The organism is Caulobacter sp. GW821-FHT11A05 (genome assembly GCF_058809015.1).
The window spans coordinates 84,053-103,108 of the sequence record NZ_JBXASF010000008.1; the positions used below are offsets into that span (position 1 = coordinate 84,053).

General features: G+C 71.0%; 14 protein-coding genes. 7 read left to right on the plus strand and 7 right to left on the minus strand.

Translation table 11 applies throughout. From position 1 onward, the window contains the following. Window positions 1–92: 92 nt before the first annotated feature. Window positions 93–2,312, plus strand: coding sequence for a glycoside hydrolase family 3 C-terminal domain-containing protein (locus AC1RSK_RS13000; RefSeq protein ID WP_492907972.1), 2,220 nt, complete (start codon window positions 93–95; stop codon window positions 2,310–2,312). On the opposite strand, the gene AC1RSK_RS13005 is transcribed toward AC1RSK_RS13000, so the two are convergent. From AC1RSK_RS13005 to AC1RSK_RS13020, 4 genes are all read right to left on the minus strand, one after another. Next, window positions 2,309–4,135: an ABC transporter ATP-binding protein gene (locus AC1RSK_RS13005; protein WP_492907973.1), complete on the minus strand. Its 1,827-nt coding sequence runs from the start codon at window positions 4,133–4,135 to the stop codon at window positions 2,309–2,311. The genes AC1RSK_RS13000 and AC1RSK_RS13005 overlap by 4 nt on opposite strands. Before the next feature lie 125 nt (window positions 4,136–4,260). Continuing rightward, window positions 4,261–5,298 (minus strand): ThuA domain-containing protein, encoded by a 1,038-nt coding sequence (locus AC1RSK_RS13010; RefSeq protein WP_492907974.1) that lies wholly within the window; start codon window positions 5,296–5,298, stop codon window positions 4,261–4,263. A 55-nt stretch (window positions 5,299–5,353) separates the two neighbouring features. Next, on the minus strand, window positions 5,354–5,749 hold the full coding sequence (locus AC1RSK_RS13015) for a VOC family protein (RefSeq protein WP_492907975.1): 396 nt from the start codon (window positions 5,747–5,749) through the stop codon (window positions 5,354–5,356). A 12-nt stretch (window positions 5,750–5,761) separates the two neighbouring features. Continuing rightward, complete coding sequence (locus AC1RSK_RS13020; RefSeq protein WP_492907976.1) at window positions 5,762–6,250, minus strand: CinA family protein; 489 nt, start codon at window positions 6,248–6,250, stop codon at window positions 5,762–5,764. 83 nt (window positions 6,251–6,333) lie between these two features. Between AC1RSK_RS13020 and AC1RSK_RS13025 the strand changes: the two genes are divergently transcribed. Then, window positions 6,334–9,141 (plus strand): fused MFS/spermidine synthase, encoded by a 2,808-nt coding sequence (locus AC1RSK_RS13025; RefSeq protein WP_492907977.1) that lies wholly within the window; start codon window positions 6,334–6,336, stop codon window positions 9,139–9,141. Here the strand turns inward: AC1RSK_RS13025 and AC1RSK_RS13030 are convergent. Both AC1RSK_RS13030 and AC1RSK_RS13035 read right to left on the minus strand, forming a co-directional pair. Continuing rightward, window positions 9,080–10,225, minus strand: coding sequence for a bifunctional 2-C-methyl-D-erythritol 4-phosphate cytidylyltransferase/2-C-methyl-D-erythritol 2,4-cyclodiphosphate synthase (locus tag AC1RSK_RS13030; RefSeq protein ID WP_492907978.1), 1,146 nt, complete (start codon window positions 10,223–10,225; stop codon window positions 9,080–9,082). The genes AC1RSK_RS13025 and AC1RSK_RS13030 overlap by 62 nt on opposite strands. A 54-nt stretch (window positions 10,226–10,279) precedes the next feature. Beyond that, a complete protein-coding gene (locus AC1RSK_RS13035; protein WP_492907979.1) occupies window positions 10,280–11,491 on the minus strand; it encodes an alpha/beta hydrolase family protein in 1,212 nt (403 codons plus the stop codon). A 222-nt stretch (window positions 11,492–11,713) separates the two neighbouring features. Between AC1RSK_RS13035 and AC1RSK_RS13040 the strand changes: the two genes are divergently transcribed. Continuing rightward, a complete protein-coding gene (locus AC1RSK_RS13040; RefSeq protein WP_492907980.1) occupies window positions 11,714–12,490 on the plus strand; it encodes a helix-turn-helix domain-containing protein in 777 nt (258 codons plus the stop codon). A 23-nt stretch (window positions 12,491–12,513) separates the two neighbouring features. On the opposite strand, the gene AC1RSK_RS13045 is transcribed toward AC1RSK_RS13040, so the two are convergent. Continuing rightward, entirely contained in the window at window positions 12,514–13,944 is a 1,431-nt protein-coding gene (locus tag AC1RSK_RS13045) for an alpha/beta fold hydrolase (RefSeq protein WP_492907981.1), read from the minus strand. A gap of 110 nt (window positions 13,945–14,054) precedes the next feature. Between AC1RSK_RS13045 and AC1RSK_RS13050 the strand changes: the two genes are divergently transcribed. From AC1RSK_RS13050 to AC1RSK_RS13065, 4 genes are all read left to right on the plus strand, one after another. Then, the gene (locus AC1RSK_RS13050; protein WP_492907982.1) at window positions 14,055–15,464 is read left to right on the plus strand and encodes a LytR/AlgR family response regulator transcription factor; all 1,410 of its coding nucleotides are present in this window, start codon (window positions 14,055–14,057) and stop codon (window positions 15,462–15,464) included. Window positions 15,465–15,526: 62 nt separating this feature from the next. Next, a complete protein-coding gene (gene dusB, locus AC1RSK_RS13055) occupies window positions 15,527–16,531 on the plus strand; it encodes a tRNA dihydrouridine synthase DusB (protein ID WP_492907983.1) in 1,005 nt (334 codons plus the stop codon). After that, window positions 16,528–17,637, plus strand: a complete 1,110-nt coding sequence (locus tag AC1RSK_RS13060; RefSeq protein WP_492907984.1) for a two-component system sensor histidine kinase NtrB — start codon at window positions 16,528–16,530, stop codon at window positions 17,635–17,637. The genes dusB and AC1RSK_RS13060 overlap by 4 nt, the downstream gene beginning before the upstream one ends. Further along, the gene (locus AC1RSK_RS13065; RefSeq protein WP_492907985.1) at window positions 17,634–19,055 is read left to right on the plus strand and encodes a sigma 54-interacting transcriptional regulator; all 1,422 of its coding nucleotides are present in this window, start codon (window positions 17,634–17,636) and stop codon (window positions 19,053–19,055) included. The genes AC1RSK_RS13060 and AC1RSK_RS13065 overlap by 4 nt, the downstream gene beginning before the upstream one ends. Window position 19,056: the final 1 nt, after the last annotated feature.

The window sequence follows — 19,056 nt, forward strand, 5'->3', positions numbered from 1 at the left end:
AGAAATGTTACCGCTAACATTTTCCTTCTCCTTCCCCGGCGACGGTGGTTATCTCCCGCCCAAGTGACGCGCAGATCGTGACGGGAGGGTTGATGACGGGACGAGGATGGGCGTTTTTCGCCTGGCTGACCGCCAGCATGTTGGCCTTTGGCGCGACCGCTGCCGAGCCCTACCGTGACCCCGGCCTCAGCGCAGAGGTCCGGGCGGCGGATATCGTCTCGCGGATGACCCTCGAGGAGAAGGCCGGCCAGCTGCGCGACGTGGCGCCCGCCATCCCGCGTCTCGGCGTCCCGCGCTACAATTGGTGGAACGAGGGGCTACATGGCGTGGCCAGGGCCGGCGAGGCGACGGTGTTTCCGCAAGCCATCGCCATGGCCGCCACCTGGGACGCGCCGCTGATCCGTCAGGTCGCCGACGTCATCAGTACTGAATTCCGCGCCAAGTACGTCGAGCGCCTCGACGCCGAGGGCGGCTCGGACCGCTATCGCGGCCTGACCGTCTGGTCGCCCAACATCAACATCTTCCGCGACCCCCGCTGGGGCCGCGGCCAGGAGACCTGGGGCGAGGATCCCTACCTGACGTCCAGGCTTGGCGTGGCCTTCATCCACGGCCTGCAGGGGGACGATCCCGAACACCTCAAGACCCTGGCCACCGCCAAGCATTTCGCCGTCCACAGCGGCCCGGAAGCCGGTCGGCACCGCGACGACATCCACCCTTCGCCCTACGACCTGGAAGACACCTACCTGCCAGCCTTCCGGGCCAGCGTCATCGAGGGCAGGGCCCAGGCGGTGATGTGCGCCTACAACGCCGTCGACGACGTGCCGGCCTGCGCCAGCCGGGCCCTGCTCGAGGACCGGCTGCGCAAGACCTGGGGCTTCAAGGGCCATGTGGTCTCCGACTGCGGCGCGGTCTCCGATATCTTTCGCCCCGACGCCCACCGCTACGCGGGAACGCCGGAGGAGGCGGTCGCCGCCGCCTTCGGGGCCGGCATGGACCTGATCTGCGGCGAGTTCGGCCCCGGCAAGAGCGCCGATCCCCAGCCGATCATCAGCGCTGTCCGTGATGGCAAGCTCGGGGAAGCCGTCGTCGACCAGGCCGTGCGCCGGCTGTTCGAGGCTCGCTTCCGCCTCGGCCTGTTCGACGCCGCCTCGCCCTACAGCGGCATCACCGCCGCCCAGAACGACACCTCGGCCCACCGCGCTCTGGCCCTGGAGACGGCCCAGGCCTCGCTGGTGCTGCTCAAGAACGACGGCCTGCTGCCGCTGAAGACCGCGCCGAAACGCATCGCCGTCATCGGCCCTAACGCAGACAGCCTCGACGCCCTGGTCGGCAACTACAACGGCAAGCCCTCGAAGCCGGTCACCGTGCTGGCCGGCCTCAAGGCCCGCTTCCCCGACGCTCAGGTCACCTTCGTCGAAGGCTCCGGCCTGGTCGGCGAGAGTCAGGCCGGCAAAGGCGCAGACGCGGCCCTGGCCGCCGCCCGCGACGCCGACCTGGTGGTCTTCGTGGGCGGCCTGACCGCCCGGCTCGAGGGCGAGGAGATGCGGGTCCAGGCCGAGGGCTTCGCCGGCGGCGACCGCACCAGCCTCGACCTGCCGGCCCCGCAGGGGAGGCTGCTCGAGGCTCTGCACGCCCAGGGCAAGCCCGTCATCCTGGTGCTGACCAGCGGCAGCGCCCTCAGCGTCAACTGGGCCGACCGGAACCTGCCGGCCATCATCGAGGCTTGGTATCCGGGCGGGGAGGGCGGCCACGCCGTCGCCGGCCTGATCGCCGGCGACTTCAGCCCCTCGGGCCGCCTGCCGGTGACCTTCTATCGCTCGGCCGACCAGCTGCCGGCCTTCAGCGACTACCGCATGGCCGGCCGCACCTACCGCTACTTCAAGGGCGAGGCCCTCTATCCGTTCGGCCACGGCCTCAGCTACACCCGCTTCGCCTACGCCACCCCGGTGGTCGCGCGGAGCCAGGTGAAGGCCGGCGAGGACGCCGTCGTGACCGTCAAGGTCAGCAACGTCGGGACGCGCGACGGCGCCGAGGTCGTCCAGCTCTACGTCTCCCGGCCCGGCGGCCCGATCCGCGCCCTGCAGGGCTTCCAGCGCATCAGCCTGAAGGCCGGCGAGACCCGCGAGGTCCGTTTCGTCCTCGACGCCCGCGCCCTCAGCCAGGTCGACGTGGCGGGCGGCCGCCACGTCGAACCCGGCCGGGTCGACCTGTGGATCGGCGGCGGCCAGCCGAATGCCCGGCCCGGCCTCGCCCCGGTCGCGGGCGTCACCGCCAGCCTGCAGGTCACCGGACGACAGACCCTCGCCCCCTAGATGCTCGCCTGCATCCGGTAGAGCCTGGCATAGGCCCCGCCGGCCGCCATCAGCGCCTCATGGCCGCCCTGCTCGACGATCCCATCCTCGGTCAGCACCAGGATGCGGTCGGCGTGGCGCACCGTCGACAGCCGGTGGGCGATGACCAGCGTGGTGCGATCCCGCGCCAGGTCCAGCAGCGCCCCCTGCACCGCCCGTTCGCTCTCGTTGTCGAGGGCGCTGGTCGCCTCGTCGAAGATCAGGATCGGCGGGTCCTTGAGGAAGGCGCGGGCGATAGTCAGCCGCTGCTTCTGGCCGCCCGACAGCCGCACCCCCCGCTGGCCGATGTCGGTGTCGTAGCCGTGCGGCAGGGCCATGATGAAGTCGTGCGCATGCGCCGCCTTCGCCGCCGCCACGACCTCGTCCGGCGACGCGCCGGGCCGCCCGTACAGCAGGTTCTCCGCCACCGAGCCGGCGAACAGATAGACGTCCTGCTGCACCACCCCGATGTTGCGCCTCAGCGACTCCAGGGTGACATCGCGGATGTCCTGTCCGTCGACCAGGATCGCCCCTTCGCCGACCTCGTAGAACCGCGGGACCAGGGCGCAGAGGGTGCTCTTGCCGACCCCGGAGGTCCCGACCAAGGCGACGAACTCCCCCGGCGCGATGTCGAGCGACAGCCCGCGCAGCACCGGTCTCGCCTCGGCCTGATAGCGGAAACCCACGTCGCGAAAGGCGAGGGCGCCGCCAACCATGGGCAGCACCCTGGCGCCAGGCCGATCGGCGATGTCCGGCGCCGTCTCGAGGATCTCCATGACCCGCGCGAAGCCCGTGTAACCCTGCTGCCAGAGCCGCACGAAGTTGCTCAGCCGCTGCACCGGATCGACCAGCACCGCCACGCAGAGCAGGAAGGTCACCAGATCGGCGACGGTCAGCCCCGCCTGTACGACCCGCACCGCCCCGACCACGATGACCAGCACGGTCAGCAGTTGCGGAAAGCTCGTCGTTCCCACCGACAGCCAGGCCTCGCCGCGATAGCCGTCCCGCCGGCTGTCGAGGAATAGCTGGTTCTCGACCGCGAACCGCCGGCTCTCCAGCGCCTCGCCGCCGAACGCCTTGACCACCCGGATGCCGGCCAGGGAGTCCTCGACCCGTTCATTGACCGCCGCGATCTGCCGTTTGCTGCGGGTCACGGCCTCGCGCATCAGCCGGTTGAAATGCAGGGTGTAGAGCAGGGCGAAGGGGAAGGCGGCCAGGATCAGCAGGGCCAGCGGCCAGTCCAGCCAGGCCAGGATGGCCACGGCCCCGACGAACTTGAGCACGGCGATGGCCAGGTCCTCGGGGCCATGATGGTAGAGCTCGCCCAGCGAATGCAGGTCGTTGGTGATCCGGCTCATCAGCTGGCCGACCCGCTGGCGGTCGTAGAAGCTGAACGACAGCTTCTGGCAGTGGTCGAACACTTCCTGGCGCAGGGCGCCCTCCATCTTGGCCCCCATCACGTGGCCCTGGTAGTCGACGAACAGGGTGGAGGCCGCCTGCGTCGCCAGCAGGGCCAGCATCAGCCCGCCGACCGCCCAGATCTGGCCCAGCGCCTCGGGAGCGTCGCCCAGCGCGACCAGCCGCCGGGTCACATGGTTGGCGCACAGCGGCAGCAGCAGCGCGGTCGCCGCGACGATCAGCGCGCAGCCGACATCCGCCGCCAGCAACGGCAGATGGGGTCGATAATAGGAGAGGAATTTGCGGACCCGCGGCCGGGCCAGAAGGCCGCCGAAGGTCGTGAAAAGTCGAAAAGCGTCAGCGCGAACGTCTGGTTCGGCCAGTCCGTCCTGGGTTTGCGTAGGCATACAGCGTCATGTCCTGGTTTTCGGGAAGGGCTCCTTTCGCGTTGGACATGACGGTTTTCATTTCGCTCTCCCGCTTGGCGTGGCGGGACTATCGGCCGGAGCCGGGCAGGGCGCAATAGGGGCCGCTACCGCGCCCCGCCCTTGGCCAGCGCCTCGCCCAGCAGCGCGCGATAGGCGGCCTCGAACGGCCCCCGGTCGCTGTCCGGCTTGCCCGGATAGACCTGCCGCAGGCCAGCGATGCGCTCCGCCGTCGCCGTCTTCCAGGCCAGGTCCGCCTTCGCCAGTCGCGCCAGGATGGCCGCGTCGTCCCGGCCGGCGACCGGCTCATAGGCCAGCAACGCCCGCAGCTGCCACATCGCCTGGCGCTCGACGTCCGGCGTCGCCGAGCCCCGCGTGCGCCGCCCTGTCCACTTCACCGCCTCGGCCAGCTGGCGGCGGAAGCGCGGGTCGTCCCAGGTCGAAGGCGTATGGCCGAGGTTGCTGAAGAACAGTCGCCCCCTGCCCACCTGCCGGGCCCAGGCGACCGGCACGGCATAGGGCCGCTTCAGCGCCGTGCCGCTGAAATCCAGCGTCTGCAACACCCGCACCCGCCCCGGCTCGAACCCGGAATACTGGTAGATCTCCTCGGCATAGTCGAAGCTGACCGGCCACATGGCCGTGGCCGGAAAGTCGGGATCGAGCGTCTCGATCCGCACGCTCGTTCCCTGCGTCCAGGGATGGCCAGCGAACTGGCCGCCGATGAACCGCGCGTAGGGCTCGCCTGGCCCTTCATAGGTCCAGCCGGTATCAGCGGCGCTGTGCAGCCCCACGAACCCCAGCCGCCCCGCCGCCACCCGCCCTTGCACCGCCGCCCAGGCCTCGGCCGAGATCGGCAGCGCCCCGGTGGTGTAGAAGACCAGCACATCGACGCTGGCCAGCCGCTCGGGCGTGATCTCGCGGGCGTCCTGGGTGACCTGGGCGGTGAAGGCGCCGGACTCCCGGCCGATGGCGATGATGGCCGTTTCGGACGGCGCCAACCCGCCGCCCTCAGGCCGGATCACCGGCGCATGTCGCCAGCCAACGGACTGGTCGAGATAGAGCACCCGCAGCGGCCTGGCGGCGGCCGGAGAGGCGAGGGCGACGAGGGCCGCGACGGCGGCCAACAGGGCGAGGAGGCGGATCATGGTCCGGTCGTTGTGCAAGGCGCCGCGCCGCTTGTCACGCCGCGATGCGTGAGCCCTACAGCGTCTGCCCGATCGACCAGCTGTGCCCGAACGGGTCGGTCAGCTGTCCGTACCGATCCCCCCAGAACATATCGTCCAGCGGCATGCGGACCGTCGCGCCCGCTGCCACGGCCCGGTCGAACCAGGCGCGGGCGTCGTCAACCTGCAGGTGGAGGGTGACGGCGGCCGGGTCCGGGGCGCCGGCGTCGCTGAAGTCGTCGGACAGCATGACGATGTCGCCGTTGATCTCCAGCCGGCTGTGCATGATTCGCACGCCGTCCTGGCCGAGGTTGCGGAACAGCTCCCTGGCCCCGAAGGCCGCCTCGTAGAAGGACACGGCGGCGGCTCCACCCTTGACGGTGAGATAGGGATAGACGCCGGTCGCCACGGCCGGCGGTTTGGTGAATTCCATGGTTCCTCTCCCCTAGATGGCCTCGCGCAGCATGGTCAGCGCCATGATGACGCTGGCGATCTGCACGTCGATCCTGTCCGGCCCATCGAACCGCTCGACCGCGTGACGGATGCCGTGATTGCTGCGCGCGGTGGCGAAGTGGACGGTGCCGACCGGCTTCATCGGCGTGCCGCCGCCGGGGCCCGCCACACCGGTAACGGCCACCGCCAGATGGGCGTTGGAGTGCTCCAGCGCCCCCTCGGCCATCATCCGCACCACCGGCTCGGACACCGCCCCGTGGTCGGCCAGCAGGTCGCCCGGCACGCCCAGCATCTCCTGCTTGGCGCGGTTGGAATAGGTCACGAAGCCGCGCTCCAGCACGTCCGAGGCCCCGGGGATGCTGCACAGGGCGCCGGAGACCAGGCCGCCGGTGCAGCTTTCGGCGGTGACGATCCGCAGACGCTGGTCGCGGCACTCCTCCAGCAGGAGGCGCGCCAGGGTCTGGATCTCCAGGGGAAACATGAGGGCGCGCGCTCCGGGCTGGTCAAATGGCTGGGACAGCCCAACATCGCCCGGCTGGCTGTTCAAGACGATTCGGAAAATCCATGACCGCGACCGACGCCGTGCCCGTTCCCGCCGAACCGAGCGATCCGATCGCCAAGGAGCGGATCCCCTGGATCTACGTCCTGGCGGTGTTCTGCGGCGCCTCCATGGTCTTCATGGTCCAGCCGATGGTCGCCAAGCTGGTGCTGCCGCAACTGGGCGGCTCGCCGCAGGTGTGGAACACCTCCATGGCCTTCTTCCAGGGGGCGCTGCTGGTCGGTTACGGCTACGCCCACTTCCTGCAGAAAATCCCCCGGGCCCGCACCCAGGTGCTGATCCACCTCTGCGTCATGGTCCTGGCCGCCACCCTGCTGCCGCTGCGCATCACCACCCTCTTGGGCGATCCCGGCGCGACGCCGCCGGCCCTCTGGCTGCTGGGGGTGCTGGCCATCTCCATCGGCGCGCCGTTCGCCGCCCTGTCGGCCACCGCCCCGCTGGTCCAGGCCTGGCACGCCAAGGTGCACGGCCGGGAAGGGGGCCCCGAGCCCTGGGCCCTCTACGCCGCCAGCAACCTGGGCAGCCTGCTGGCTTTGCTGGCCTATCCGGCCATCATGGAGCCGGCCCTGCTGCTGCACGACCAGCGCTATGGCTGGAGCGGCCTCTACGTCGCCTTCGTCGGCATCATGATCGTCCTGGCCCTCAACGTCCGCAAACACGACACCGCCGCGGCGCCCACCGTCGCCGAGCAGACCCCGGCCCAGGCCGCGCCGGTGACCTGGCGCCAGCGGCTGACCTGGATTGCCCTGGCCGCTTTGCCGTCCAGCCTCATGCTCGGCGTCACCGCCCACCTGACCACCGACGTGGCCAGCGCGCCCTTCCTGTGGGTGCTGCCGCTGTCGCTCTACCTCTTGACCTTCATCATCGCCTTCCAGACCCGGCCGATGATCCCGCCCAGGCTGGCGCTGATCCTGATGTCGACGGCCCTGATCGTCACGGTCGCCACCATGCCGTTCGGCTCGCCCAACGTGCTGTTCACGCTTGGCATCCACCTCGTCACCTTCTTCCTCTGCGCCCTGGTCTGCCATCAGGCCCTGGTGGCGCGGCGGCCCGATCCGAGCCGGCTGACCGACTTCTACCTCTGCATGTCGATCGGCGGCGTGGTCGGCGGGGCCTTCAACGCGTTCGTCGCGCCGCTGATCTTCGAGACGGTGGCTGAGTACAGCATCGTCCTCTGCCTCTGCGCCCTGGCGCGTCCGTTCGGACAGCTGATGCCGACCCGGCGCGAGCTGGTCATCTGCGTCATCGCCGTGACCGGTTTCGTCATCGCCCTGGTCTCGGTGACCGACCGGTTCTGGTACTTCCTCGTCGCCGACAAGAACGCCTTCTCCTCCCTGACCGTCCTGCGGATCCTGGCCGGACTGGGCCTCGCCGCCGTCGCCGGCCTCGCCGTCATGGCCAACGCCCGGCGCCAGTCGGACGCGCCGCCCCGTCGGCTGGAATGGGTTTTCCTCGGCATCGCCGCCGCGGCCTGGGCCTTGACCCTGGTCGCCGGCCTGACGCCAGGCCAGGGCCTGCGGCCCATCCAGGGGATGACCCTGATCGACCTGGTCCTGGTTCTGGTGGCGATCAGCGGCCTGGCGGTCGGCGGCGCCATCGTGCTGTTCCGCCTGCGCCCCGATCTCGCCGTCGAGCCCAGGCCGCTCGAGTGGCTGGTCATCGCCCTGGCGGTCATCGGCGCCGATCTCGCCCTCCTGACCCTGGCCAACCAGTTCACAACGGCGGCCATTCCGGCGGTGCTGACGGTGCGGGTGGCGGGCGCCGTGGGGGTGGTGGCCATCGCCGTCTGCGCCGTGACGGTGCGTGAGCGGGCCCTGCTGTTCTTCGCGGCCATCTCGCTGCTGGCCTATTCGGCCTACACCATCGATCCGCACACCGACTACTACCAGAGCCGGCGCAGCTTCTTCGGCGTCGTCCACTTCTCCATGGCCGACGTGCCGGGGCTCGGCGGCAAGGTGCGCGTCTTCTCGCACGGCACCACCCTGCATGGGGCCCAGGCGCAGGACCCGCGCTACCAGTGCCGGCCGCTGGTCTACTACGCGCCGGAAACGCCGATCGGCCAGGTGTTCACCAAGGTTCAGAAGAGCAAGAGCGCCGTCACCGTCGGCGCGGTCGGCCTGGGGACCGGCGCGGTCGCCGCCTATGTGCGGCCGACCGACCAGATGACCTTCTTCGAGATCGACCCCCAGGTCGTCGCCACCTCCAGCGACCCCAAGGTCTTCAGCTACACCACCCAATGCGCCAAGGGTCCGGTCGATTACGTGCTGGGCGACGCCCGCCTGACCCTGGAGAAGCAGCCAGCCGGCAAGTACGACATTCTGCTGATCGACGCCTTCTCCTCCGACGCCATTCCCGCCCACCTGCTGACCGTCGAGGCCATGAGGGGCTATCTCGACCGGGTGAAGCCGGACGGCATCGTCATCCTCCACCTGTCCAACCGCCACCTGGAGCTGATCTTCCCGGCCGCTTCGGTGGTCCACGCGGCGGGCGGCCACGCGCTGTTCCAGGGCCATTCGGCGGCCGAGAACATGCCCAGCTACTGGGAGTCCTCGGAGGATGTGATGATCGTCGCCAAGGACCCGGCCGTGCTGGCGCCCTACGCCGCCGAGCCGCAATGGTTGCCCCCGCCGCCGGCCAGGGTGCGCGCCTGGACCGACGATTACACCAACCTGATCGGAGCGATGATGGCCAGCGTCGAGCTGCCCTGGGGTCCGCCGCGTCGCCGCTGGGCCTGGCAGGCCGAGGCCGAGGTCAGGCGGGCGTCTCCACCAGCGCCACCGCCTGCGCCGCCAGCCCCTCCTGGCGGCCGGTAAAGCCCATTCCCTCGGTCGTCGTCGCCTTGACGCTGACCCGATCGAGGGAAAGCCCGAGCAGCTCGGCCAGCCGGGCCCGCATGGCCGCCCGGTGCGGTTTGATCTTCGGCCGCTCGCAGATGAGCGTGAGGTCGACGTTGAGGATGCGGCCACCCCGCCGGGTGACCAGCTCGGCGGCGTGCTTGAGGAACAGGTCCGACGACGCGCCCTTCCACTGCGGGTCGGTCGGCGGGAAGTGGTCGCCGATGTCGCCCTCGCCGATGGCCCCGAGGATGGCGTCGGTCAGGGCGTGCAGCCCGGCGTCGGCGTCGGAGTGGCCGATCAGGGTCTGGTCGTGGTCGATGCGCACGCCGCACAGCCACACCGCCTCGCCGGGGCCCCAGCGATGGGCGTCGAAACCCTGGCCGATGCGGGTGATCTTCGTGGCCCCGGCCAGCATCTCGGCCATCTGGAAGTCCTCCGGATAGGTCAGTTTCATCAGGGCCGGATCACCGGCGGTCAGCACCACCCGGCCGCCATCGGCCTCGACCACGGCCGCGTCGTCGGTCGGCTCACCCGGCCCGGCCCAGTTGCGATAGGCCTGGGCCAGCCGGCCGGCGCGGGCGGCTTGCGGGGTCTGGGCGCGGAACAGGCCGTCGCGGGAGACGGTTTCGGTCCGCCCCTCGGCGACGCGCCGCAGGGTGTCCGCCACGGGCAGGGCGGGCAGGGCGGCGTCGGCGTCCTTCAGGGCATCGAGGAGGTCGCGGACGTGGGCGGCGGTGACGAGGGGGCGGGCGGCGTCGTGCACCAGCACCGGTGTTTCGGAATCGACGGCGAGGGCGGCCAGACCGGCCTGCACCGACAGGGCGCGGGTGGCGCCGCCGGTCGCCAGGGTCCAGCCGGTCAGGCCGGCGAGAACCTCGGCCGCCTGGGCCTGAGCGTCCTCGACGACGACGACGACCAGGGCTTCGGCGCCGGCGCTGAGCAGCGCCTCAGCCGACCAGCGCAGCACCGGCTTGCCGGCCAGGTCGCGCCACTGCTTGGCGGCTCCCGGCCCGGCCCTTGTGCCGCTGCCGGCGGCGACGATGATGGCGGCGAAGGTCATGGGTGTGTCTTAGAGCGCCGCCGCCCCCGGCGGAAACCGGTTTGTTTCTCTTCGCTACCTGGGACTCTGGATGCGCGCCGCGCCGTAGGGCGGGGTCAGGCCATCGCCGCGCGCGAAATCGCGCATCAGACGGTAGTAGCCGTCCGAATAGCGGGTCGAGACCCGCGAACCGTCGGCGGCGACCTCGAACTCCGTCATCCCGTGCTCGGCGTCTGGATAGACGGCCAGGGTGATCGGCCGCCCCCTGGCCATCAATCCTGCCAGGCGCCGGGCGGTTTCACCGCTGGGCGCATCGAGGTCCTTGCCTCCGAGAACCCACAGCTGCGGCGTGTCGAGCCGCTCCAGCGTGGGCATCGGGTCATAGCGCCATGGCGTGCCGAATCGGAAGGCCGGGGCGGCCTTGCGGATGTCCTCGGCGCTCATCGGCAGGATGAAGTGGGTGAAATTGCCACGCACGTCCCTGTACCAGGGCGCGTTGCGGTACCTGTCGCGGACCGCGTCGAAAGCCTCGAAGCCCTCGGTGAAGCCGCTTTCGAACAGGGCCTCGGCCGCCCGGCCGACCTCCAGCCCCTTGGCGATCTCTTCGGGGCCATGGCCCTTGAGGCCCATCTCGAAGGCGATGGCCTCCTGGTCCTCGTCGATGACCGAGACCGCCAGGCCGAAGCTGACGATGACGAAGTCCGCATCGGACTTGCTGGCGGCGATCGGCGCCACCCAACCACCCTGGCTCGGCCCCTGGAAACCGATCCTGCGCACACGGCCGCCGGCCAGCCGCCGGGCCTCCTTCAGGGCCGCGACGGCGTCGTCGGCCAACAGCCAGAAGTCCTGGGTGTAGGTCCCCCCCGACGCCCCGGTCCCGCGCTTGTCGTAGACGAAGGCGCCGACGCCCATGGCGGGCAGCAGGCGCTGCAGCGCGTCGAACTCCCGGGCCGAGTCGCGCTCGGAGCCGTGCAGCAGGACGACGATCGGGACCGGCCCGTCCTCAGGTGGCAGAATCAGTCGCCCGACCAGCCGGACGTCGTGGGAGACGAAGGTCGTCTCCTGGGTCCGCAGCGCAATCCGTCGGCCGGTCTCCTTGCCGAGGCTCAGGGTTCCGGAGGCGCAGGGGCCGAAGGCGATGTCTCGCGGGTCGGGGCGTTCGGTCCATCCCACGGTGTGCCGCCAGCCTTCCGCTGTGCCCGTCAGCTTGCCGGTCTCGCCGCTGAGCCGCCGCCAGCGCAGGCCGCCGCTCGTCGGTCCGACGACGACGACATCGCCGTCCGCCATGGCGTAACTCCCCACGGGACAGGTCGCCGGCTCCGCGGCGCCGCCCGGCGTGGCCAGGACAAGGAGCAGGGCGGTCGCCGCCAGTGGGGCCAAGGCTCGGATCATCATTTCACCCAGGGTGCTGTTCTGCCCCTGTCGTACTGGATCTCCGCCCGGTGCGATTGGACGGATGAAAGGAGCTTAACTCGTCCTGCGACCGCCTCGCTGGTATCCTGCCGGGCGATGGGTCAAGTCCTGCACAGCTTCAGCGGCGTTCGTGTCCGCCGCGTGGTCGATCACAGCCATGGCCTGGTCGCCGAGCACGCGCACGACTGGCCGGTCCTCTCGCTCTTCGTTCTCGGCGGCTACAGCAACCAAACGGAACTGGGGGAGGTCGGCATCGCCGGCCCCTCAGCCATGCTGTACCGGGCCGGCGCCGCGCATCGGAACCGCATCGGGCCATTGGGCTTCGAACAGATCGAAATCGAGTTCGATCCCGATTGGCTGGGCGGATCACTGTTGCCGGCGAGGCCGGTCTCGCGGTGGCTCTGCGGCTGGGCCGGTGACCGGGTGCGTGGCCTGGCCAGGGCCTGCCTTGCGGTCTCGGACCCGGCCGAGCTGCGGGACATCCTCCAGACCTTTGTCGGCGGGGCCGGCTGGCAGCCGACGATCCCCCGGCCCGAATGGACGCGCGAGGCCGAGCAACGGCTGCGCGCCACCCCAGGCCTCAGCGTACGGGACCTTGCGGGCGAGATCGGTCGTCACCCGGTCTGGCTGGCGTCGGCCTATCGCGCCGCCACCGGCGAGGCGCCGTCCGAGGCCGCCGCGCGATTCCGCGTCGAGCGGGCGGCCCACCTGCTGCGCGAGACGGACCAGGCGCCGGCCCTCATCGCGCTCGAGGCCGGCTTCTGCGATCAGAGCCACATGATCCGCACCTTTCGTCGGTTGACCGGGCGTCTGCCCTCCGCCGTCAGGGCCGACGCGGCCTGGATGAGGCAAGGCGTCGGAACGCCGGCCTAAGGCGCCGCCACCGGATTGTCGGCCTACCCCAGGCGGAAGACCGGGGCCGGCAGGCTGAGACGGGTGTCGGGCACGGCGTCGCCGCCGAAGAACCGGACCAGCAGGCCCTGAACCTCCGGGTGGGCCTCGAACACATTGTGCCCGGCGTGCTCGACGATCACCCGCGAGGCGCGCCGGAACTGCGCCGCCACCCCGGCCTGCTCCTCGAGCGGCGTGCGGCCGTCCAGCGTGCCTGACACCAGCAGGGCCGGGTGATCGATCCGCATCGGCGCGCGGAAGCCCGCCCCCAGGTCGACGCCGGGCACGGCGCCCAGGAGATGCGGCATGGGGAAATTCAAGGCGTCCCCCAGCACCGCCGTCCGCGCCTCGCGCCGGACCAGCGCCAGCCGGCGCGGCGATATCCCCGACGCCAGGTCCATCGCCTCGGGCATGCCGCTCACCCCGGGCAGGCCGGCCATCTCGGTCACGAAGGGGGTCAGGGCCGAGGTCTGGCCGGCGTCGAGCGCCAGATAGAGTCCCGGCAGCAGGACCAGCGTTTCGGGATTGGCGATCAGGCTGCCGGCGATCAGCTGCACGGCGAATCCGCCCACCGTCACCTCCGTCGGGACGCCGCGCACCGGAACGGTCAGCTGCGCCGGCGCCGCCTCGAGCCGGGCGTGCACCCGGCGCATCAGCTGGAGCAGGTCGGGGACCGCGGTCCGCAGGGCCGGGTCGGCGCCCAGCAGGCTGTCGACCCGGCGCAGGTAGGCGTCGATATGGCCCGGCCGCTTCACCGTTTGGTCCTGTCCTTCCAGGCTGGCCAGCGCCACCCGGCGGACCCGGTCGCCATGCCGCCGCAGCACCGACAGCGCCAGGTGCGAGCCGTAGCTGATGCCCCAGAGGTCGATCTGGGCTGCGCCCAGGTGGCGGCGCAGGTCATCGACGTCATCGGCGCTCTGGGCGGTGTTGTAGCCGCCCATCGACACGCCGGCCGCGGTCCATTCGGCCCAGGCCCGCTTGAACTCTCTCCGGACGTCCGCCGTCAGCCCCGCGCGGGTGAAGGCCGGCAAGGGGGCCGAGCTCGGCGGACGCTTGGGAATATGGTTCGAGGCCCCGGTTCCCCGCTGGTCGAAGGCGATGACGTCGGCCACCTCGCGCAGCGCCATGAAGATCGGAAACCGCCGCCCGGCCGCCGCCCCGGTCGCCGTGCCGCCGGGACCGCCCGCCAGATAGACGATCGGCGGTCCGGGACGGGCGGCCGTCGAGCGAAAGCGCACATAGGTGAGCCGAATTCGCCGCGAACCTGGATCGCGTCGATCCTCGGGAACTTCGAACCAACCCTTTTCGGCGTCGGTCTCCACCCCACGCGAACTCTTGAAGCGGAATGGCTCGGCCGCCGGCTGGGCAAAGGCGAGCGAGGGCAGGGCGAGGCCGGCGGCGAGCACGGCGCGGCGGTGCAGGGCGGTGTTGGTCATGCGCCCATCTGGTCGGCGCTGGCCGGCCCTGTCCGGCCGCTTCGGTCAACGGCGCGCCAGGATCGGTCAACGGTCACCCCCTCCGGCGAACGGCGCCCTATAAGGCGTCCATGTGGCGGATTCTGTTCATCGCCGGCCTCCTCGTGAGCCTGGCCACCGTCGTTCGCGCCGAAGAGGCCCGCTGGCAGATCTGCCAGGGGGCGCCAGGTCCGGACGGTCCGATTCTCAGCCGCTGTGCGCCTGCCCCGGCCGTCATCGATCCGCAGGGGCGCGAGCTGTGGCTCCGCTTCGCCGCCGCCGCGCCCGGCGATGTCCGGCCCCGAGCCCTCTATGTCGTGGGCGTCGCCTCGTCCGAGGCCTGGCTCAACGGCCGGCCGCTGGGGCGCAACGGACGTCCCGGCGCAAGCGCCCGCCTGGAAGTCCCAGGGCGGTATGAGGCAGCCTTCCCGATTCCGGACACCGCCTGGCGGACCGGCCGCAACGAGATCGCGCTTCGCCTGTCGTCCTTCCACGGCGGTCTGCGCCTTGCCCGGCCGATGCCGATGATCGCGGTGAGCGCCTATCCCTATCCGTCCCGCGCGCCCCTGCTGGCGGTGACGCTGGTGGCGGCCGGCAGTCTGCTCGCCGCCGCCTTCGGGTTTGGCGTGATCCACCTCCTGCGCCGCACCGGCTCCAGCCTGCTTCTGGCGGCCATGGCCGGCGTCACGGCGCTGCAGGCCGTGGTCGAGAGCCTTCGCCCCCTGATGTCCTACGCCTACCCGTTCCACGGCTGGCGGCTGGCCGCGATCTGGGTTCTGGCCGCCGCCTTTTCGGTTCTGCTCGTCGCCTATGTCGCCGGCCGTTTCCTGCCGCCTGCCCGGCGCTGGGTGGTGGGGATCGCGCTGGCCGCCGTCGCCGCCACCTGGCTGCTGCCGGGCTTCGACCTGAAGACCGGGATGGCGCTGCTGGTCGGGGTGGCCCTGGCCCTCGGCGTGGCGGGGGCGGCGACGATCCGCGCGCGCCGGTCTGGCGCCGCGCCCAGCCTGGCCTGGCTGGCGCTGTTCCTGGTGCTCGGGGTCGTTTTCCCCGAATGGCTGGTCGACCTCTCCTATGTCCTGCTCGTCGCCATCCTGGTCCTGCCCCTGCTGATGGCCGAGGTGGTGCGCCTCAGCCGTGACGACCAGCAGCGCGAAGCCGCCCTGACCCGCGCCGCCAGCCGGCCCGACAGGCTCACGGTGGCCTCGGCGCGCGGGGTGGAGCGGGTTCCCATCGCCGACATCCTGGCCATTGTCGGGGCCGACGACTATGCCGAGCTGCGCCTGACCGGCGGCCGCAGCCTTCTGCACGCCGCCCGCCTGGACCAGCTCGAGACCCAGCTGCCGGCCGGCTTCCTGCGCATTCACCGCTCCGCCATCGGGAACCTGGCCCGGGTCAGAAGCCTGGAGCGAGATGGCGGCCGCTGGCGGCTGGTGATGGAGGAGGGGGCGCCGTTGCCCGTCAGCCGGTCGCGGCTTTCGACCGTCCGCGAGGCGCTGGAGTGAACGCCGCCCTTTACTGCGCCGCACAATATGCCTAAAAAGGCGGCGATGGGGTTGAACAAGAAATGAGCAATCAGCTCACAGTCGGGGATAAGGTGGTGAAGAGCCGGGTCTGGTTGGCGCCGATGACAGGCGTCTCCGACCTGCCGTTCCGCCGCGCCGCCGCGCGTCTGGGCGCCGCCTATGTCGCCACCGAGATGGTCGCCTGCGCCGAGTTCGCCAAGGGCCGGCCGGACGTCGTGCGCCGCGCCGCCGTCGGCGAGGGCTTGCCGCTGATGGTCGTGCAGCTGGTCGGCCGCGACCCGGCGATGATGGCGGCCGGCGCGAAGATGGCCGCAGCAGCCGGGGCCGAGATCATCGACCTCAACTTCGGCTGCCCGGCCAAGGAGGTCACCGGCGTGCAGTCCGGCTCGGCCCTGATGCGCGACCTCGACCTGGCGGAAAGCCTGGTCGCCGCCGCCGTCGACGCGGTCGACCTGCCCGTGACCGTCAAGATGCGCCTGGGCTGGGACGACGCCAGCCGCAACGCCCCCGAATTCGCCGCCCGCGCCCAGGCTGTTGGGGCCAGGGCCATCACCGTGCACGGCCGCACCCGCTGCCAGTTCTACAAGGGCGAGGCCGACTGGTCGGCTGTCGCGGCGGTGAAGCGCGAGATCGACCTGCCGCTGATCGTCAACGGCGATATCGTCGACCTCGCCTCGGCCCGCGCCGCCCTGCAGGCCAGCGGCGCCGACGGGGTGATGATCGGCCGCGGCGCCTACGGTCGCCCGTGGATCGCCGCCCAGATCGACGCCGGCCTCGAGGGCCGCGACCTGGCCGATCCCGACATGGAGACCCGCCTGGCCATCGCCCTCGACCACTTCCGTGACGCGCTGGGCTTCTATGGCGAACGCCTCGGCCTGAAGATGTTTCGCAAGCACCTGGCCTCCTACATCGAGGCCGCGCCCGTTCCCGTCAGCCCGGAAGCCCGCCGCGCCGCCCGCGCCGAGCTCTGCCGGCTGGAAACCCCGGCCGAGGTTGAGGCGGCTCTGACCCACCTGTGGCTGACTGAGCGGAGGCTGGCCGCATGACCACCAACGGCAAACCGATCAAGAGCGCCCGCGCCGTCGAAGCCCTGCGCGCCGCCGCCTTCGAGATGAGCCCCGACCCGGCCCTGGTCATCGACGCCGACGGCGGCCTGGCCTCGGTCAACGAGGCGGCCGAGGGCCTGTTCGGCCAGGGCCTGGCCCTGCTGGCGCGCGGCCATTTCCGCGCCGTGCTGCCCGAGGACTCGCCGCTCACCCGCCTGCTCGACCGGGCCCTGGAGGAGGGCGCCCGGGTGCGCGAGCACGGGGTTCAGATTGGCCTGTTCGGCCAGCCGCCCTTCCTGGCCGATGGGGCGGCCACGCCGCTGGGCGACGGTTCGGTGCTGCTGACCCTGCATATCCGCGGCGGGGCGATGAGCTTCGAGCGGGCCGCCGATCCGTCTGGCCTGCGCTCGGTCGTCGGGCTTGGCCAGATGCTGGCCCATGAGATCAAGAACCCGCTGGCCGGCATCCGCGGCGCCGCCCAGCTGCTCAAGACCGGCGCCGCGATCGAGGACGCCCCGCTGGCCCAGCTGATCGTCGACGAGACCGAGCGTATCCGCCGCCTCGTCGACCGCATGGAGGCCTTCAGCGACGACGCCCTGCCGACCCAGACGGCCGTCAACATCCATGAGGTGCTGGACCGCGTCCGCGCCCTGGTCGCCAACGGCGTCGCCGACGGCCTGACCATCAAGGAGAACTACGACCCCTCGCTGCCGCCGGTCAGCGGCGACGAGGACCACCTGATCCAGATCTTCCTCAACCTGGTGAAGAACGCCGCCGAGGCCGCCCATGGCCGCCGCGACGGCCGCGGCGAGCTGGCCATCTCCACCGCCTGGCGTCCGGGCGTGAAGGTGCGCGGGGCCGACGGCCGCATCCAGAAGGCCGCGCCGATCGAGATCCGGGTGCAGGACAATGGCCTCGGTATCGCCGCCTCGGTGCGCGACCACCTGTTCCAGCCCTTCGTCACCTCCAAGGCCAGCGGCGCGGGCCTCGGCCTGCCGCTCGTCGCCAAGCTGGTCGCCGGCCATGGCGGCCTGATCGATTTCGAATCGGAGCCCGGTCGCACCGTGTTCCGTGTCCTGCTTCCCGTCGCGTCGGAGACCCCATGAACCCCGCCAACAAGAAGATCCTGATCGCCGACGACGACAGCTCGGTGCGTCTGGTGCTCAGCCAGGCCTTTACGCGCCTCGGCTATCAGGTGCGGGCGACGGGCAATGTCACCACCCTGATGAAATGGATCCAGGACGGGGAGGGCGATCTGGTCGTCACCGACGTGGTGATGCCCGACGAGAACATCTTCAATGTTCTGCCGCGCATCCGCAAGGATCGGCCCAAGCTGCCGGTCATCGTGATGAGCGCCCAGAACACCCTGCTGACGGCGGTCAACGCCTCGGAGGGCGGGGCCTTCGAATACGTCTCCAAGCCCTTCGACCTCGATGAGGTCACCGCCGCCGCCCGCCGCGCCCTGTCGCGCCCGGCAGACGCCGAGGCGAGCAAGGCCCAGGCCAGGGCCATGAAGGACGAGCGCCTGCCGCTGATCGGCCGCTCGGCCCCGATGCAGGATGTCTATCGCACCATCGCCCGCCTGGTCGGCGCCGACCTGACGGTGCTGATTACCGGCGAGAGCGGCTCGGGCAAGGAACTGGTGGCGCGGGCGCTGCATGACCTTGGCCGCCGGCGGGACGGCAAGTTCGTCGTCATCAACCTGGCCGCCGTGCCCCGCGAACGGGTCGAGACCGAGCTGTTCGGCCGTGGCGACGGCGATCTGGGAAAGCTGGTCGAGGCTGACGGCGGCACCCTGTTCCTCGACGAGATCGGCGACATGCCGCTCGACGCCCAGAGCCGCCTCTTACGCGTCATCGACGGGGCCGAGCCGGCGCTGAACCCGAAGACCAACCGCCGCCCCAACGTCCGCCTGATCGCCGCCACCAACCGCGACCTGCGCGGCCTGATCCGCCAGGGGCTGTTCCGGGAGGACCTGTTCTTCCGCCTCAACGTCGCGCCCTTGCGCCTGCCGCCGCTGCGCGACCGCACCGAGGACATCCCTGACCTGGCCCGTAGTTTCCTGCTCCGCGCCGCCCGCGAAGGCCTGCCGTCGAAGACCATCGACCAGGCCGCCCTCGAGCGCCTCAAGACCCACCCCTGGCCCGGCAACGTCCGCGAGCTGGAGAACCTGATCCGCCGCATCTGCGCCCTCTATACCGAGGAGCTGATCAGCGCCCGCATCGTCGAGCGTGAGCTGCAGGAACAGGCCCCGGCCGTGATGGGCGAGGAGGGGCCGGTCACGCTCGGGGTCCTGATCGAGCGCCACCTGGCCAGCCACTTCGCCGACCAGCCGGACGGCGTGCCGCCCCCCGGCCTCTACGACCGCATCCTGGAAGAGGTCGAACGGCCGCTGATCCGCCTGACCCTGGCCGCCACCCGTGGCAATCAGGTGCGGGCCGCCGATATCCTTGGCCTGAACCGCAACACTCTAAGGAAGAAGATCGTCGATCTCGGGGTCGAATTGACCCGTGGGAAGCGATAAC

Coding starts and splice junctions, on each gene's coding strand:
- AC1RSK_RS13015 (WP_492907975.1), bottom strand. CDS start 5,749: ATGGAATTCACCAAACCGCCGGCCGTGGCGACCGGCGTCTATCCCTAT.
- AC1RSK_RS13030 (WP_492907978.1), bottom strand. CDS start 10,225: ATGACCTTCGCCGCCATCATCGTCGCCGCCGGCAGCGGCACAAGGGCC.
- AC1RSK_RS13050 (WP_492907982.1), top strand. CDS start 14,055: ATGTGGCGGATTCTGTTCATCGCCGGCCTCCTCGTGAGCCTGGCCACC.
- AC1RSK_RS13035 (WP_492907979.1), bottom strand. CDS start 11,491: ATGGCGGACGGCGATGTCGTCGTCGTCGGACCGACGAGCGGCGGCCTG.
- AC1RSK_RS13045 (WP_492907981.1), bottom strand. CDS start 13,944: ATGACCAACACCGCCCTGCACCGCCGCGCCGTGCTCGCCGCCGGCCTC.
- AC1RSK_RS13000 (WP_492907972.1), top strand. CDS start 93: ATGACGGGACGAGGATGGGCGTTTTTCGCCTGGCTGACCGCCAGCATG.
- AC1RSK_RS13020 (WP_492907976.1), bottom strand. CDS start 6,250: ATGTTTCCCCTGGAGATCCAGACCCTGGCGCGCCTCCTGCTGGAGGAG.
- AC1RSK_RS13025 (WP_492907977.1), top strand. CDS start 6,334: ATGACCGCGACCGACGCCGTGCCCGTTCCCGCCGAACCGAGCGATCCG.
- AC1RSK_RS13010 (WP_492907974.1), bottom strand. CDS start 5,298: ATGATCCGCCTCCTCGCCCTGTTGGCCGCCGTCGCGGCCCTCGTCGCC.
- dusB (WP_492907983.1), top strand. CDS start 15,527: ATGAGCAATCAGCTCACAGTCGGGGATAAGGTGGTGAAGAGCCGGGTC.
- AC1RSK_RS13040 (WP_492907980.1), top strand. CDS start 11,714: ATGGGTCAAGTCCTGCACAGCTTCAGCGGCGTTCGTGTCCGCCGCGTG.
- AC1RSK_RS13065 (WP_492907985.1), top strand. CDS start 17,634: ATGAACCCCGCCAACAAGAAGATCCTGATCGCCGACGACGACAGCTCG.
- AC1RSK_RS13060 (WP_492907984.1), top strand. CDS start 16,528: ATGACCACCAACGGCAAACCGATCAAGAGCGCCCGCGCCGTCGAAGCC.
- AC1RSK_RS13005 (WP_492907973.1), bottom strand. CDS start 4,135: ATGCCTACGCAAACCCAGGACGGACTGGCCGAACCAGACGTTCGCGCT.